This window comes from Flavivirga spongiicola (assembly GCF_030540825.1).
GTDB classification, from domain to species: Bacteria; Bacteroidota; Bacteroidia; order Flavobacteriales; family Flavobacteriaceae; genus Flavivirga; species Flavivirga spongiicola.
Genome location: NZ_JAUOEO010000002.1, coordinates 403902 through 420246, shown reverse-complemented (window position 1 = coordinate 420246; position 16345 = coordinate 403902). Strand labels below are relative to the sequence as shown.

Genomic DNA, 16345 nt, shown 5'->3' with positions numbered 1-16345 from the left:
AAATATTAAAAAACATATTCTAATACCAATTGAATTTCAAAATGACTCATAAATAATTTGAATTATTTTTTGCTTAGATAAGTCAAAAAATCTAAGCATAGCCAAAGTTATGGTTCTGTTTTTTGAAGAAGTATAAGTAAAAAAGAAACGAATTATGCGTGTCATTTTGAGGTTTATTTGGTATAATTAGAATTTTAAGTTAAAGCTTAGCTATAAAATAAAAAAGCATCCATAAATTATTATGAATGCCTTTTTTATGTGTTATGCGCTAAGTCTAGTCTATAACCAATATAAACTCACTTCTTCTATTGGCTTGATGTTCTTCTTCGCTACATTTAACACCTTTTGAACATTTATTTATAAGCTCCGTTTTTCCATATCCTTTTCCTGTTAATCTACTGGCATTTATCCCTCCTTTTATAAGGTAGTCTATCGTAGATTTATTTCTTCTATTGGATAATGCGAGATTATATCTTTTGGATCCTCTGGAATCCGTATGTGACCTTACATCTACCTTTGTTTCCGGAAACTCTTTAAGGTAATTTATAACCTTCGCTAATTCTATTTCGGCTTCTGGCCTTATATCTGATTTATCATAATCAAAATAGATAGCTTTTAAATTTAGTACTTTAAATAAATCTACTTCATTTGGTGCTAGTTTTATGACTAATTTTAATTCTAGTTCTTCTGTATCGATATTAAAAGACTGAATGCCTTCTTTATAATTAACTTTTGTTGCCTGTGATTTATACTCACTATGGCTTCCTGATAATTTCAAACTAAATGCTCCGTTTGTATCTGACTTTAAAGTCTTTACTGCCTCATTTGCATGGTTATAAATCACCACATCTGCATCTGCTATAATTTGATCGGTCTTCTTATCTAATACCTTACCTGTTATGTATTGCTGATATGGGTTTCTTGTAAATTTATAAATATCATCATCACCCTTTCCCCCTTCTCTATTTGACGAAAGATAACCATTTAGCGTTTCTTCGTTTATAATATACTCAAAATCATCTTTTTGACTATTGATTGGTTTCCCAACATTAATTACTTTATTATTTGAGTTGCTTATGTTACCTATATTTTTAAATGCAAATACATCTAAGCCTCCCAATCCTGGATGGCCATCGGATGAAAAATAAAGTGTTCCTTTATCACTTATATAAGGAAAATTTTCTCTGCCTTCTGTGTTTATTTTTGAACCCAGATTTTTTGGTTCACCATAGCTTCCGTCTTCTTTTATCTCTACTACATAGATATCTGAGGCACCCAGGGTACCTTCCATATCTGATGAAAAATACAACTTAGTCTCATCTACACTCAGTGCTGGGTGAGCTACATTGTAGTCATCACTATTAAAGGATAAGGGTTCTATATTTGTCCATAAGCCTTCTTTTAATGTTGCTTTATATACTTTTAGCCCGTGGAGTCTTTTTGAATTCTTCTTAAATTCTCCTTTGTAGTAATTGTTTCTTGTAAAGTATACGGTTTTACCATCTTTGGTAAAGGTTGTTGATGATTCGTGATACTTCGTATTTACTGATCCCTTTATTTCTGATGCTGTGTCATCAGTTTTTAACTCATAGATATCTAAAAAGGGTTGTTCATTCCAATTATATAGATCCTCATTCTCTCCTCTTGAGGATGCAAAAACTAAATGGTCTTGGTAAACGGAGGTTCCAAAATCTGAAAATTCTGTATTGATTTCTAAATTATTCATCTCAAAATTATCAGAGCGCTTATCTATTGTTTTTAAATAATCTGATTTAAACAATTTACTTCTGGTATCTTCTGGTTTTAAAGCTATAAATTCTCTTAGTACTTTATCGGCTTTATCGTAATCACCTATCCCTTTTAAGGCTTGTGAGTATCTAAAGTAATTTTCAGGATCTAAGTTTTCTTCTTTTAAATCTATTAATTCGCCATACCATTTTGAAGCGGCTTCCATTTTACTATTATAGTAAAAGGAATTTGCTAAACTTTCTAATAACCGTGGTGATTTATTACCTGACTCTGCTGCTGCTAATAATTGCTCTGTCGTTTTTACATAAGACAGATTATTGTATGTCTTCTTTGCTCGTTTGGTTATACCTTTTTGAGAAAAGGCTACATTAACTAATAGTAATGTTAATAACGGTAGTATGAATATTCTTTTTTTCATGGCCTTTGGCTTTTTAGAAGAATCTTGGTGATAATATTCTTCCTATTCGTTGCAATTCAAATCTTAACATGATTTCATGTGAACCACTATTATAACTATTCAAATCTGTGGTCGTTAAATCGTAGGCGTATCCTATAAAAAGGTCGTCGCTTATTTGAAACCCTGCTAAGCCACTAATGGAATCATCCCATCTATAGCCTAAACCCAGGGTTAGTTTTTCATGAAATAAGGCATTTATCGATAAGTCTGCTATTAGTGGAGCTCCTGATACACCTTTTACTAAAACAGCTGGTTTTAACTTTGTGTTTTCACTCACATCAAATACATAACCTCCTATTAAAAAATAGTGTAAGCGTTCGGTGGCTATGGATTCTTGTACACCATCATAATGTTCTGTTGTAAAAAAGTTCGGGACAGACATTCCTAAATACCATTGTTCTGAATGTAAATATAAACCGGCACCTATGGTTGGCGAAAACAAATTTAGATTGTCATTAAAAACTCGGTCCGGGTATTGAAATACGCCTTTGCTCCAATCTGTGTCTAGTAAATGAAAGCCTCCTTTTAATCCAAATGATAGTTCTGTACCTCTTATTTCATCTATAGGGATTGTATATGAGAAATTAACATCCACATTGGTTTCACTCGATGGACCTAATTTATCACTTACTAGGTTTAATCCCAATCCCAAACGCTTGTTTCTTAATGGAGAATGGGCTCCAAAGGTGATCGTCTTTGGAGCACCCTCGATACCAACCCATTGGGTGCGATATAAACCTGTAATACTTAAAACGTCTCGCTGACCTGCATAAGCTGAGTTTACACTCATTGTATTATACATGTATTGTGTGTATTGTGGGTCTTGTTGTGCGCTTAGCTCCATAGATAATAGTAATGCAAACACTACTAAAATTAAGCTTTTCGTTAATGATGATTGTTTTATCATTTTTAATTTCTTTAGTTATTTGTTTTCTATTTTATCTATTTATGTATAACCAACCTACTTTTGGCTTGGATCCGTCTCCTAAGTCTAATACGTAGTAGTACGTACCTACTGGTAACTTTTCTGTGCCGTTTATTGTTGATCTACCATTTGAGGTCCCGTCAAAGTCATTATCATAATTGTTCTTTTTATAGACGATATTTCCCCAGCGATTATAAATCTCTAATCTGTTATTCGGATAGTTAGTGATACAGTTTATCACTAAGAATTCATTAACACCGTCTCCGTTTGGTGAGAATTCATTAATCACTATTAAACAACCTAATTCCGTCTCTGTAGGATCATCCTCTGTATTGCCATCAACATCATCACCATCATCACTTACATCGCTTATGGTTTCAAAACTTGGAGTGATTCCTGAGACCTCTGCACTATTGATTAAACCTCCTGCATTGATCGCCAGTTGGCTAATTTCAAAAGTTGCTGTGTAGGTTGCTATCTCTCCTACTAATAAGGTCCCTTCAACACTACCTAGATCAGCGTCATCAAATACCGGCCCTTCTGTTAATATCAGAGGATTACCGTTTATATCTGTAAATGTATCTACCAATGTTATGTTGGTTATGGTTACATTTCCAGTGTTTTCTACCTCGATGGTATACGTAATGGTATCACCTAATCCTGTGTCGGAATCATCGGCCAGTTTGGTTACTTCCAGTGCTCCAATACAATTAGCTGTTGTCGTTACTGCTACGGTGATATCTGTTGGCCTGTATGAACATGGGTCTAATGGGTCCGTTGGTGTTCCTCCGCCTGGTGGAGTTAATTCATCTCCGTTTGTTACACCGTCTCCATCACAGTCTGCCGCTAAAAACACTGCATCTGGTGTTAAGGTGATATCGCTAGTAATGAAATCACATGGCTCATTTGGGTCTGTTGCACTCTCGCCATCTGGTGGCGTTAACTCATCGCCGTTAGTCACACCGTCTCCATCACAGTCTGCCGCTAAAAAGGCTGCATCTGGTGTTAAGGTGATATCGCTAGTAATGAAATCACATGGCTCATTTGGGTCTGTTGCACTCTCGCCATCTGGTGGGGTCAGTTCATCTCCGTTTGTTACACCGTCTCCATCACAGTCTGCCGCTAAAAAGGCTGCATCTGGTGTTAAGGTGATATCGCTAGTAATGAAATCACATGGCTCATTTGGGTCTGTTTCACTCTCTCCATCTGGTGGGGTCAGTTCATCGCCGTTAGTCACACCGTCTCCATCACAGTCTGCCGCTAAAAAGGCTGCATCTGGTGTTAAGGTAATATCGTTAGTAATAAAGTCACATGGATCATTTGGATCTGTCGCACTCTCACCATCCGGTGGGGTCAGTTCATCGCCGTTTGTTACACCGTCTCCATCACAGTCTGCCGCTAAAAAGGCTGCATCTGGTGTTAAGGTAATATCGTTAGTAGTAAAGTCACATGGATTATTTGGATCTGTTGCACTCTCGCCATCCGGTGGGGTCAGTTCATCGCCGTTAGTCACACCATCTCCATCACAGTCTGCCGCTAAAAAGGCTGCATCTGGTGTTAAGGTAATATCGTTAGTAATAAAGTCACATGGATCATTTGGATCTGTTGCACTCTCACCATCCGGTGGGGTCAGTTCATCTCCGTTTGTTACACCGTCTCCATCACAGTCTGCCGCTAAAAAGGCTGCATCTGGTGTTAAGGTGATATCGCTAGTGATAAAGTCACATGGATCATTTGGATCTGTTGCACTCTCGCCATCTGGTGGGGTCAGTTCATCTCCGTTTGTTACACCGTCTCCATCACAGTCTCACTAAATTAATCTATTTTTATAAAATTCCTTAGAGTAGTAATTTAATAATTTTCTCAGGTTTTTGATCCTGTTAAACAGGAAACATCTACAAAAAAATTTCGTAAACTGAGTATGAATTAATAGCTACCGCCACAATTAAAGAAGGATGGCATTTATATTCTCAAACAGTTCTAGAAGATAGGCCACACCAGCAATTTTCGCATTTGAAAGTTATAAGAATTATCTAAAAAAAAGGATACAAAAGAAGAGAAAGGGTATAACCGTATATGATAAAACGCTCTAAAAAGTGTATTAAGTATTTATCCGACAAAGTTGAGTTTAAATAGAGGATTGAGCTTGAAACGACGAACAACTTTTCTATAAACACTAAGGTAGAATTTATGGTATACGATGATGAAAAATATTTACCTCCAAAAGAAGTAGTACTAGAATTTACTATTAACCAACCTAATGATGGATCAATCCCAAGAGAACTTTCAGTAGGTCAATGTATGGATCCAAGAGGCTTTTTTGTGCAAAAATATTATTCTTATTTCAATTCACACACAACTTTTGGATTGATCCCATTTAATTTAAAAACACGTTAGATTAACTAGAATTTTTGCTTAAACACAACAATTAGGCATGATCTCTTTTGTTTTTGATACGTTATTTCTTATAAAAGCTTGTCAAGTACTACAAAATATATTAAACAAAAAAGCCTCACCTTTTCAAGTGAAGCTTTTCGTGAGCCCTGAAGGATTCGAACCTTCGACCGCCTCCTTAGAAGGGAGGTGCTCTATCCAGCTGAGCTAAGAGCCCTAAAAGAAAACATTTCCGATTTCTGGTGTGCAAATATAAAATTAACTACATATCTAACCAAAAGAAATGTTCATAAATTTTATCAATAATTCATAATACTTTAAAAACCTTGGTTCTAGCTTTAATTATTCATTTATTCTAATTATTTTCAAATTAATATATAATAAAAAACACCATTTAAATGGTGTTTTTTATAGATATCTATTTATTTGACTACCAAAATAAAGCGTATAAAACGGTTAGTATAATCATAATTGCAAACGAACCAATATTAAATAATGGTGTCGTTTTAAATAATTCTTTAGTAAGCGGAATACCTTTAGGGTCTTCTGCTCCTTTATTTTGCATATTACTTAATACGACTATAACTAGCATCGTTAATAACGTTGTTATCCCCATTTGATGCATCCATGGCTCAAATATTGGAATAGGTAAGAATTTAAGTGCCAATGCAATTGGAATAGATAAGACGGCTCCCCAAATGGCAGCATTATTCGTGGTTTTTTTCCAGAATAAACCTAAAATAAACACGGCTAATATACCCGGACTCACAATGCCCGTGTATTCCTGAATGAACTGAAATGCCTGATCGATACCTCCTAAAAGCGGCGCAACAATGACGGCAATTATTAAAGCTACTGCTGCAGAAATACGTCCAACATTTACGGTCGTTTTATCATCAGCATTTTTATTAACATATTGCTTGTATATATCCATAGTAAAAATGGTTGATGTTGAATTTAACATAGAAGCTAAAGAAGATACAATAGCAGCAGCTAAAGCAGCAAAAGCAATACCTTTAAGTCCTGTTGGCAAAAACTGTAACAACCAAGGATATGCTTTATCTGCTTGCTCTGTTGTTGGCAAATTTAACATTCCTGCCTCTCCCAAATTAGCCATAATCGAAGGATCGTTTACCATAACATAAGCTGCAATACCAGGAACAACTACAATTAATGGAATGATAAGTTTTAAAAACGCTGCCAATAAAATCCCTTTTTGAGACTCTTTTAAAGATTTAGCTGCTAAAGTCCTTTGTATAATATATTGATTGAAACCCCAATAGTATAAATTAGCGACCCATAAGCCCCCTATTAATACCCATATACCAGGTAGATTTATATAGTTGTCATTACTTTCTTCTAGTATCATATGAAATTTTTCGGGAGCCGCTTCTACAACTTTAGAGAACCCTGCTAAAACACCTTCGCCTCCAGATACCGTATTCAATGCTAAATAAGTAGTAAACAAACCTCCTAATACTAAAAATACAACTTGTATAACATCGGTCCAGGCAACAGCGGATAAGCCTCCATATAAAGAATAGGCTGCGGCAAATAACGCTAAACCAATAATAGCATACATCATATCAACCCCCATAATAGTTTCTATAGCCAACCCTCCTAAATATAGCACTGAAGCTAGATTTACAAAAATGTAAAGTGCTAACCAAAATACAGCTAGTATCGTTTTTAAATTCGTTGAAAATCGTTTTTCAACAAACTCGGGAATCGTATATAAGCCTTTTTCTATAAAAATTGGCAAGAAATATTTACCGACAATGATTAGAGTTAAAGCTGCCATCCACTCATAAGACGCAATCGCAAGCCCTAAAGCAAATCCGGATCCTGACATTCCAATAAACTGTTCTGCTGAAATATTTGCTGCAATTAGTGATGTACCAATGGCCCACCATGGCAAAGATTTACTTGCTAAGAAATAATCTTCGGCATTTTTTTGATGCCCTTCTTTATCTCTAGATACCCACAACCCTACTCCTAAAATTAAAATGGCGTAGGCTATAAAGACTACATAGTCCCACATTTCGAATCCTGCTGTCATAGTAAAATAAATTATTTTGATTAATTAATATTTAAGACTCAAATATAAAGATTAAATTTAGAAATAATGCATGCTTGCCTTAAAAAAACCAAACTAGTAGGGTCTAGTAGGTTTTTTTAAAAAAATAATGATACATTTGTAGTGGTATATGATAAAGATCAAGAAAAAAATAGGCGTTCCAAAATACAAGCAAATAATCAACTCCATTGAAGATGCTATCCTTTCTGGTGCTTTAAAAAAAGGAGATCAAATTCCTTCTATTAATAGTATTAAAGACACCCATAAGCTTTCGAGAGATACTGTTTTAATGGCGTTTAATGAGTTAAAAAACAGAGGTATCATTCAATCTGTAGTTGGAAAAGGATATTATATAGCTAGTGAAAATATAAACGTTACCCAAAAGATATTTTTGCTTTTTGATGAATTAAATGCCTTTAAAGAAGATTTATATAATTCGTTTTTAGAAAATTTAGGAGGTAATATTCAAGTAGATATTTTTTTCCATCATTTCAACGAAAACTTTTTTAGCAAGTTAATTAATGATAACGTTGGTGACTACAACTATTATGTAATCATGCCAGCAAACTTGACAAATACAAACAAGGATATAAAAAAATTACCAAGCGATAAGGTCTATATTTTAGACCAAGTACATAAAGACTTATTAGAATATTCGGCCATTTATCAAAACTTTGAAAAAGCCATTTTTAATAATCTCACTAAAGCATTACATCTCATAAGGAAATACGAAAAAATAATTCTAATTTTTTCTGAAGACAAACAACCTCAAGGTATGCTAAAAGGGTTTAGTTCCTTTTGTAAAGAAAATGAAATACCTTTTGAAGTTATAAATTCACTAACAAATAAAGTTTTAATAAAGGGAGAATTATACATCATGCCAGATGATAAAAGCTTACTCCAAATTATAAAAAAAATGAAAAGTAAAAACTTTTCACTGGCAAAAGATATTGGTATTATTTCGTACAATGACACCTTACTTAAAGAAATTGTAGAAGGTGGTATTACAACCATTTCTACAGATTTTAATAGGATGGGACAACGTTTAGCAGAAATGATAACTAATAAAGAAAAAGTTAAGATAGAGAATCCTAACAGACTAATTATCAGAAACTCATTATAAAAAAAATAGTGTACAAAATTAATCACAATAAAGCTTTAAATCTTTTAGAGGTTGAAAACTCCGAAAACAAGGTATATGGAAAAATCCACCTTAATTCCGGGGCCAGTTTGCAAGAGTTAACATTAAAAGGGCATGCCATTATAAAAGATTTATCGCCATTAACTTATGCCAACACCTATGCTTCTTCAATTTTATTTCCTTTTGCTAACAGAATTAAAGATGGCGTATATACTTTTAACAATAAAGCGTTTCAATTTGAGATAAACCAAAAAGAAGAAAATAATGCACTTCATGGATTGGTTTACAATAAAACGTTTCAAATTATAAATCAAGAAACTAGTAATGATTCAGCATCTATTTTACTAGAATACAACGAAACTGAATTATCTATTGGATTTCCTTATACCTATACTATTCAGTTAAAATATATTTTCACTTCAAATAACTTAAGTTTAAATGTATCTGTAAAAAATACAGATTCGAAAGCATTTCCTTATACTTTAGGATGGCATCCTTATTTTTTAAGTGACAACTTATTCAATAGCTCACTAGATTTTAATAGTACTAAAAAAATAGTTTTAGGTGAAAGAAACATCACTACTGGTGTTGAAGATTTCGAATTAAAAGATGCATTTAATATTGAAGATAAACCATTGGATGATTGTTGGATTTTGAATTCAAATGAGGTGACATTCAACACTCCAAAATATCAATTAATAATGAGATCTTCTGCAAAGAATAATTTCCTCCAGGCTTATACCCCTTCTAAATTAAATACAATAGCTATTGAACCTACAACAGGAGTTTCAGACAGTTTTAATAATAATATAGGGCTAGAGGTTTTAGATGCAAATGATACTTATCATATTAACTGGAGTTTAAAAATAAAATAACATATACTAAAATGAGTGCTATATTGATTAATGATGTAAAAACAACATTCATAGAAACATTTAAAACCGAACCTATTCTTATTTTTTCCCCAGGGCGAATTAATATTATTGGGGAGCATACAGATTATAACGATGGGTTTGTGTTTCCTGCAGCAGTAGATAAAGGTATTGCTGCTGCTATACAAAAGAGCGACACAAATAGATCTACCGCATATGCATTGGATATGAACAGTCGTATTGAGTTTGAATTAGATAAATTAAAACCATCTGCTGAAGGCAGCTGGGAAAATTATGTATTTGGTGTTGTTTCCGAAATACAAAATAGAAACAAAGTCGTAGGTAATTTTAATATTGTTTTTAAGGGAGATATCCCAGGAGGTGCTGGCATGTCGTCATCTGCAGCATTAGAAAACAGCGTTGTTTTTGGCTTAAATGAGTTATTTGATTTAGGATTAACAAAGCACGAAATGATTTTAATATCACAAAAAGCAGAGCATAATTATGTGGGTGTAAAATGTGGGATTATGGATCAATATGCCAGTATGTTCGGCATCAAAAACAACGCATTACTTTTAGATTGTAGAACGGTAGAATCTAAACCTTATAAGATAGATTTTAAAGACCATCAACTCATGCTCATTAATACTAATGTAAAGCATAGTTTATCCGATAGTGCCTATAATGACAGACGTTCTGCTTGTGAAAGCATCGCAGAATTACTTGGAATAAAAGCATTAAGAGATGCTACCGAAACTGATTTAGAAGCCATAAAAGACAAAGTAACCCCCGAAAATTATCAAAAGGCACTATATGTCATCCAAGAAAACAATAGAGCTATAAAGGCGTCAAAAGCTATTGAAGATAATGATTTGGACACATTAGGGGCTTTGATTTTTCAATCACATGATGGCTTACAACATCAATACAAAGTAAGTTGTGATGAATTGGATTTTCTAGTAAACTTAGCAAAAGCAGACGATCAGGTTTTGGGAGCCAGAATGATGGGTGGCGGATTTGGTGGTTGTACCATTAATTTAGTAACAAAAAGTGAAGCCAAAGCTTTTGGAGAAGCCGCATCTATAGCTTATAAAAGGGAATTTAACAAAGCCTGTTCTGTATACTTTATAAAACTATCTGAAGGCACACACTTAGTAAAATAATAAATTACAATTTATTAAAAATGAACCATACAGATTTACAAGACTATTCGCATAAACGTTTTAATATACTTACTGGTGAATGGGTTCTAGTATCGCCACATCGTGCAAAACGACCATGGCAAGGACAAAATGAAGCAATATCTAATACTGTTAGACCAACTTATGATGAAACCTGTTATTTATGTGCAGGCAATACCAGAATTAATGGCGAAATAAATCCAAAGTATCAAGATGTATTTGTTTTTACAAACGATTTTGCTGCCTTGCAAAAAGATTCTAAATCTTTTTCAGTACAAGATGGCTTGTTAGTAGCCGAAAGTGAAACCGGAATATGCAAAGTTATTTGCTTTAGTCCGGATCACTCAAAAAGCTTAGCAAATATGGATACTAAAGACATTCTGAAAGTCGTTTTCGCTTGGCAAAAAGAATTCAAAGAACTCTCAGAAAATCCCAATATTAATTACGTTCAAATATTTGAAAACAAAGGCGCTGTGATGGGATGTAGTAACCCACACCCACATGGACAAATTTGGAGCCAGTCTACACTTCCCAATGAAGTTGATAAAAAAAACACACAGCAGCTAGCCTATTACAACAAAAATAGTAGCAGCCTTCTAGGTGATTATTTAGCACAAGAATTAGAAAAGCAAGAGCGTATTATTTTTGAAAATGATTCGTTTGTTGTATTAATTCCTTTTTGGGCAGTATGGCCGTTCGAGACTATGATTGTACCTAAAAAGCAACAATCAAATATTTTAGAACTAAATGATGCTGAAGCTTTAGACTACGCTGAAGCTATATCAGTAATAACAAAAGCATACGATAAATTATTTAACACATCGTTCCCCTATTCTAGTGGTATACACCAAGCTCCAACCGATGGAAACGCAAATATACACTGGCATTGGCACATGAGTTTTTATCCACCGTTGTTAAGAAGTGCCACTGTAAAGAAATTTATGGTAGGCTATGAAATGTTTGGCTCTCCGCAACGTGATATTACCGCTGAAATTGCAACAAAAATGATTAAGGATTTGGTTTAATTTTCTCTCGATTAATAGCGAAGTTTTTAAGAGGCTGTCTAAAAAGTAATATATTTTGTCATTCAGAACATAGTGAAGAATCTTATCATTTTATAAATCAACATATTATGTTTTAAAGAGATTCTTCACAGCTTCGCAGCTACCTTCTAAACAAAATATATTTTGTTTAGAAGGTAATATTCAGAATGACATTTTTTAGACAGCCTCTTTTATTTCATTTTATGGTATGAAACGTTAAGAGTTCATTAAAACTATAGTTAAAGTATCTTAAATGCCAACTATTTAAGTTATAAAACACTTTAATTTGAGAAACGACAATCATTAAAACAAAAATGAAATACTTCATTTTTATTCTTTTGCCATTTTCAATATTTTCTCAAAATATAACAGGAAAAGTCTATGATAGCGACACAACCGTTAAAGGCATAGACGTTTTTAACCTTAGTAAAAAAACAAGGACGTATACAGATAACTATGGCAGCTTTACCATTCAAGCGAATATGGGTGATACCCTTTCATTTCATTCTATATTCCATAATAAAAAAATTATAAAACTTACCAAGTCTCATTTTAATGGTATTATGGTTATTGAGTTGAGAAAAACCATAAACAGACTTAATGAAATACTAATACAAAATAATATAAAACCGAAAGCGTTTAATCCCTCCAAAGAAAAAGCCGGGCTAAAAGAACAAATCGCTAAAGACATAAAATCTAACCCTCATCTATACGGCACCTCTTCTAAATATGGGCTTGATGTTGTTAGAGTCATAGGATTAATTGGTAAACTTTTCAAGAAAAAAGGAAAAAACGTATCTATAGTTCCTATATCACATAAAGCCTTAGATTCCTTATTTTCCAATAGCCCCTTTTTCAATGATGAATTGCTTACTAATAATTTAACAATACCCAAAGACCGCAAACAACTCTTTTTTGAATATTGCGAAACTAAAAATCTAGATAAAGAATTACTCAAAAACGAAAGTGAAATCATACTTTTAGATAGCTTGGTAAACTATAGCAACTCATTTCTAAAAATAATTGAAGCATCTAAAAAAAAGTAAGTCCCCTTTTTTTTCAAATAAAGAATTTCTTGAAACGAACTATCCTCGAGGCAGAGTCATAGAGGTATTTCGCTCGTTTTATACCCAATCAAGTTGAGCACAGGTTTTGACCTTTCTGGTCAAAAATCAAAATTCTTTTATTTAGATTCCCGTTTTTACGGGAATGACAATTTCAACGGAAACCCCAAGGCAGGGCCTCGGAGAACTTTTCTTCGATTAAAATAAAGAGTATTATACTAAATCTTAGCTTCAAAAGTTATATTTTTAGCCATCAAAACTTTTCCTTTTAATGAAACGTTACTTATACTTTATTTTAACCATAGGATTTTTAATGCTTTGGAGTTCATGCCGTAAAGATTTTGAGTTTTCTCCAAGTACTGGTAATCTTGAGTTTTCAAAAGACACTGTTTACCTGGATACTATTTTCACCAACATTGGTTCCAGCACATACAACCTAAAGGTTTATAACAGAAGTAATGATGATATTTCTATACCTTCACTAAGGTTAGCCTTAGGTCAATCTTCCAATTACAGATTAAATGTAGACGGTGTTGCTGGTGAAATTTTTGAAAATGTAGAAATATTAGCCAAGGATAGCTTATTTATTTTTATTGAATCGACCATAGATATTAATAATTTCCCAAACCCTGACGGCAATTTTTTATATACCGATCAAATTGAGTTTGATGCTAATTCAAACCTTCAGAAAGTAGAACTTGTTACCTTAGTACAAGATGCCGTATTTATTTATCCTAATCGGGATAACACGACAAAAGTCGTTGAAACCTTAACACTTGATATTGCTGGTGAATTAATTGAAACCGAATTACAAGGACGCGAATTACTACCTACAGAGCTTACTTTTACAAATGAAAAGCCTTATGTTATTTATGGTTTTGCCACCGTACCAAACGGAGAAACCTTAACTATTGATGCAGGAGCCAGAATACATTTTCATAACAATTCGGGAATCATCGTATCTAATAATGGGTCATTACAAGTTAATGGCGCGTTTAGTAACGATCAAGATCTATTAGAAAACGAAGTCATTTTTGAAGGCGATCGTTTAGAACCCAATTTTGCTAATACACCGGGACAATGGGGCACCATTTGGTTATTGGATGGTAGTATCAATAATTCGGTAAACTACGCCACCATTAAAAATGCATCAGTTGGTATCTTATGTGATGGTAATCCAAATGCTATTTCAGACAAACTAACTATAACCAATTCACAAATTTATAATTCCAGTAATTACGGTATTTTTGGAAGAAACACTTCCATTGCTGGTGAAAATATAGTTATCAATAATACAGGATTAGTATCATTTGCAGGAACTTTAGGCGGTAAATATAACTTTACACATAGTACCATTGCAAACTATTGGAATAATGGATTTAGACAATTCCCTTCTGTTTTAATTAATAATTTTGTGTTAGATGAAGATAACAATGCGACCATTGCAGATTTAACCGAAGCTAATTTTAATAACTGTATTATCTACGGAAATGATAATCCCGAAATTTTACTTGATGAAATTGAAGATGATGCTGTGGTATTTAATTTTAAATTCACGAACTGCTTAATTCGTTTTGAAGATAGAAACAACAACTTTTCTGGGCCTAATTATGATTTAAATGATACCAATCATTATGAAGGTAATATTTTTAATGAAGATCCTAATTTTAAGGATACTGATGCTAATATGCTCATTATTGGTGATGGATCTGCTGCCATTAACAAAGGGCTTCCGGCTTCTGCCACTCAAGTTCCTTTTGATATTTTGAATGTGAATAGAACGGGGGCTCCAGATTTGGGAGCTTATCAGCATATTACATTTCCAGAGGAAGACAACTAATCTTAAATATCTTTTGTTAGCAACACAATTTTTATCTAAAAAAATACTTTTTTAATCTTGACTTTGTAAAAAAAATTCAACTAACTTCGTTCCAGTCTGCCGACAGGCAGGTAACAATCGATAAATGTTTATTGAAACGGAACTTTATCTTTGCATTGGCAAACATTTAAGAAGAACTCCCAATGAACCGAATTTTAATATTGATAATTATGTTTTCATTTTTCGGATGCGGAAAAAATAAATCGCAAAAAACCCACAAAGACATTAGAAATAATTACGAGGCAACAACTATCGAACTGAATATTGAAGGAGAACCTTCTCTAATGATTTTGCTTCATGAAGACGGAACAATGAACCGAAAAGGAAGAGGAACAGAAGAAATTGATAATAACTTCTATATAGGAATTCAGAAAGACAGCCTTTTATCCGAACTGACTAAATCAATGACACCAGATTTCCAATCTTTGCTCAATAGAGTATATGATTATCCAGACAAAAAAGGCAAAATTTGCACGCTTGAAATAACGCTCTCTGACGGAAAAGAAACTAAAGGAGTTCGATATAATTATGGTTCAGAATCAATGGGACCACCAATTCCGATTGCAAATTATGTAAATAAAGCAATTGAACTGACTGACCCTTGGTTCAATGAACAGACTAAAATGGTAGAAAACAGTAAAACTGAATAAAAACGATTTGCCAACAATGTATAAAATAATTCTAAATTAAGTGCTTAAACATGAAACTAAGTTGTACAAAACCGTTGGGCTTAATATAAAACAATAGCGATAAACAATAATTAAACTGAATTTAGTCAATGGGAATATTTGATAAACTATTTGGTAAAAAAGAATCGAAAACTGAAGAAAAAGTTGAAAGTGAAACAATTCAATTGAATAAAGGAGATACTTTTATTGCTGTGAACGAAAACTCTGGGTTTAAAAGAATTAGATCTTTAACTGATCAACAAAAAGATAGTATTGAAAAATCAACCATATTTTTACGTGCGAGTCAACTTTATATGCATTATTGGACTGACAATTTGATTTGCGAAGACCCTAATGACCAAGCTTGGCAAAACAAAGTCATGTTTTTTTGGAAAGCCGAAGAACCATTCCCTAAAAAATCTTTACCACCAGAATTTGAGACTTTTAAGACTAGACACTTCCTTTTCGAAGGAGACACTTCAAAAGTTTCATTACAAGTTGGTCAAGCAGCTCCTTGGTTTGGAATGCCTGGACTTGGAGAAAAACATGTGTGTGAACTAAATTCTCAAAAAGTGACAATTCCTGAATTAAACAAACTTGGAATAGTTGAATATTTTGAACAAATAGAACTTACGAACAACAATTTAAATGTATTGACAAATAAAGAAGAATATTTTTTCTTAATTGACGAAAGAATTACATCTTTTCAAAACGGAAGTTTTCAACTAAAAGGAAAGTCGATTCCCATTAGTGTTGCTTATGAAATTGGCGGAATTCATTTAATAAAAAAATCAAAATTAGATAAATAAAATACTATGCCAAAAATGTGGATAAGGACAATTATCAATATCCAATTGTTGGGCTTAATACACTAACGACGCATATAAATAATTAA

13 protein-coding genes and 1 tRNA gene are annotated in these 16345 nt (G+C 33.2%); 9 read left to right on the top strand and 5 right to left on the bottom strand.

Going from position 1 to position 16345, the window contains the following annotated elements; all coding sequences use genetic code 11:
- Positions 1-274: 274 nt before the first annotated feature.
- Genes Q4Q47_RS21660 through Q4Q47_RS21650 form a run of 3 tightly spaced genes read right to left on the bottom strand, consistent with a single transcriptional unit; the run spans position 275 to position 4644 of the window.
- On the bottom strand, positions 275-2167 hold the full coding sequence (locus Q4Q47_RS21660; protein WP_303308818.1) for an OmpA family protein: 1893 nt from the start codon (positions 2165-2167) through the stop codon (positions 275-277).
- Between the two features lie 13 nt (positions 2168-2180).
- Complete coding sequence (locus Q4Q47_RS21655; RefSeq protein ID WP_303308817.1) at positions 2181-3113, bottom strand: PorP/SprF family type IX secretion system membrane protein; 933 nt, start codon at positions 3111-3113, stop codon at positions 2181-2183.
- A 31-nt stretch (positions 3114-3144) separates the two neighbouring features.
- On the bottom strand, positions 3145-4644 hold the full coding sequence (locus tag Q4Q47_RS21650) for a T9SS type B sorting domain-containing protein (RefSeq protein ID WP_303308816.1): 1500 nt from the start codon (positions 4642-4644) through the stop codon (positions 3145-3147).
- A gap of 677 nt (positions 4645-5321) precedes the next feature.
- On the opposite strand from Q4Q47_RS21650, the gene Q4Q47_RS21645 reads away from it, so the two are divergent.
- Complete coding sequence (locus Q4Q47_RS21645) at positions 5322-5528, top strand: hypothetical protein (RefSeq protein WP_303308815.1); 207 nt, start codon at positions 5322-5324, stop codon at positions 5526-5528.
- A gap of 140 nt (positions 5529-5668) precedes the next feature.
- On the opposite strand, the gene Q4Q47_RS21640 is transcribed toward Q4Q47_RS21645, so the two are convergent.
- Positions 5669-5742 (bottom strand) — tRNA-Arg (locus Q4Q47_RS21640).
- A 213-nt stretch (positions 5743-5955) separates the two neighbouring features.
- The gene (locus Q4Q47_RS21635; protein WP_303308814.1) at positions 5956-7584 is read right to left on the bottom strand and encodes a sodium/sugar symporter; all 1629 of its coding nucleotides are present in this window, start codon (positions 7582-7584) and stop codon (positions 5956-5958) included.
- Positions 7585-7732: 148 nt separating this feature from the next.
- Between Q4Q47_RS21635 and Q4Q47_RS21630 the strand changes: the two genes are divergently transcribed.
- From Q4Q47_RS21630 to Q4Q47_RS21595, 8 genes are all read left to right on the top strand, one after another.
- Positions 7733-8725 (top strand): GntR family transcriptional regulator, encoded by a 993-nt coding sequence (locus tag Q4Q47_RS21630; protein ID WP_303308813.1) that lies wholly within the window; start codon positions 7733-7735, stop codon positions 8723-8725.
- Positions 8726-8733: 8 nt separating this feature from the next.
- The gene (locus Q4Q47_RS21625) at positions 8734-9618 is read left to right on the top strand and encodes an aldose 1-epimerase (RefSeq protein WP_303308812.1); all 885 of its coding nucleotides are present in this window, start codon (positions 8734-8736) and stop codon (positions 9616-9618) included.
- A gap of 11 nt (positions 9619-9629) precedes the next feature.
- Positions 9630-10778 carry a galactokinase gene (gene galK / locus Q4Q47_RS21620; protein WP_303308811.1) on the top strand — a complete coding sequence of 383 codons (1149 nt, stop codon included), beginning with the start codon at positions 9630-9632 and terminating at the stop codon, positions 10776-10778.
- A gap of 20 nt (positions 10779-10798) precedes the next feature.
- The gene (locus tag Q4Q47_RS21615; RefSeq protein ID WP_303308810.1) at positions 10799-11821 is read left to right on the top strand and encodes a UDP-glucose--hexose-1-phosphate uridylyltransferase; all 1023 of its coding nucleotides are present in this window, start codon (positions 10799-10801) and stop codon (positions 11819-11821) included.
- A gap of 332 nt (positions 11822-12153) precedes the next feature.
- Positions 12154-12885: a hypothetical protein gene (locus tag Q4Q47_RS21610; protein WP_303308809.1), complete on the top strand. Its 732-nt coding sequence runs from the start codon at positions 12154-12156 to the stop codon at positions 12883-12885.
- A 289-nt stretch (positions 12886-13174) separates the two neighbouring features.
- On the top strand, positions 13175-14743 hold the full coding sequence (locus Q4Q47_RS21605; protein ID WP_303308808.1) for a hypothetical protein: 1569 nt from the start codon (positions 13175-13177) through the stop codon (positions 14741-14743).
- 182 nt (positions 14744-14925) lie between these two features.
- Positions 14926-15432 carry a hypothetical protein gene (locus Q4Q47_RS21600; RefSeq protein WP_303308807.1) on the top strand — a complete coding sequence of 169 codons (507 nt, stop codon included), beginning with the start codon at positions 14926-14928 and terminating at the stop codon, positions 15430-15432.
- A 128-nt stretch (positions 15433-15560) separates the two neighbouring features.
- The gene (locus tag Q4Q47_RS21595) at positions 15561-16259 is read left to right on the top strand and encodes a glycohydrolase toxin TNT-related protein (protein WP_303308806.1); all 699 of its coding nucleotides are present in this window, start codon (positions 15561-15563) and stop codon (positions 16257-16259) included.
- Positions 16260-16345 lie beyond the last annotated feature (86 nt).

Coding starts and splice junctions, on each gene's coding strand:
- Q4Q47_RS21660 (WP_303308818.1), bottom strand. CDS start 2,167: ATGAAAAAAAGAATATTCATACTACCGTTATTAACATTACTATTAGTT.
- Q4Q47_RS21655 (WP_303308817.1), bottom strand. CDS start 3,113: ATGATAAAACAATCATCATTAACGAAAAGCTTAATTTTAGTAGTGTTT.
- Q4Q47_RS21645 (WP_303308815.1), top strand. CDS start 5,322: ATGGTATACGATGATGAAAAATATTTACCTCCAAAAGAAGTAGTACTA.
- Q4Q47_RS21635 (WP_303308814.1), bottom strand. CDS start 7,584: ATGACAGCAGGATTCGAAATGTGGGACTATGTAGTCTTTATAGCCTAC.
- Q4Q47_RS21630 (WP_303308813.1), top strand. CDS start 7,733: ATGATAAAGATCAAGAAAAAAATAGGCGTTCCAAAATACAAGCAAATA.
- galK (WP_303308811.1), top strand. CDS start 9,630: ATGAGTGCTATATTGATTAATGATGTAAAAACAACATTCATAGAAACA.
- Q4Q47_RS21615 (WP_303308810.1), top strand. CDS start 10,799: ATGAACCATACAGATTTACAAGACTATTCGCATAAACGTTTTAATATA.
- Q4Q47_RS21610 (WP_303308809.1), top strand. CDS start 12,154: ATGAAATACTTCATTTTTATTCTTTTGCCATTTTCAATATTTTCTCAA.
- Q4Q47_RS21605 (WP_303308808.1), top strand. CDS start 13,175: ATGAAACGTTACTTATACTTTATTTTAACCATAGGATTTTTAATGCTT.
- Q4Q47_RS21600 (WP_303308807.1), top strand. CDS start 14,926: ATGAACCGAATTTTAATATTGATAATTATGTTTTCATTTTTCGGATGC.
- Q4Q47_RS21595 (WP_303308806.1), top strand. CDS start 15,561: ATGGGAATATTTGATAAACTATTTGGTAAAAAAGAATCGAAAACTGAA.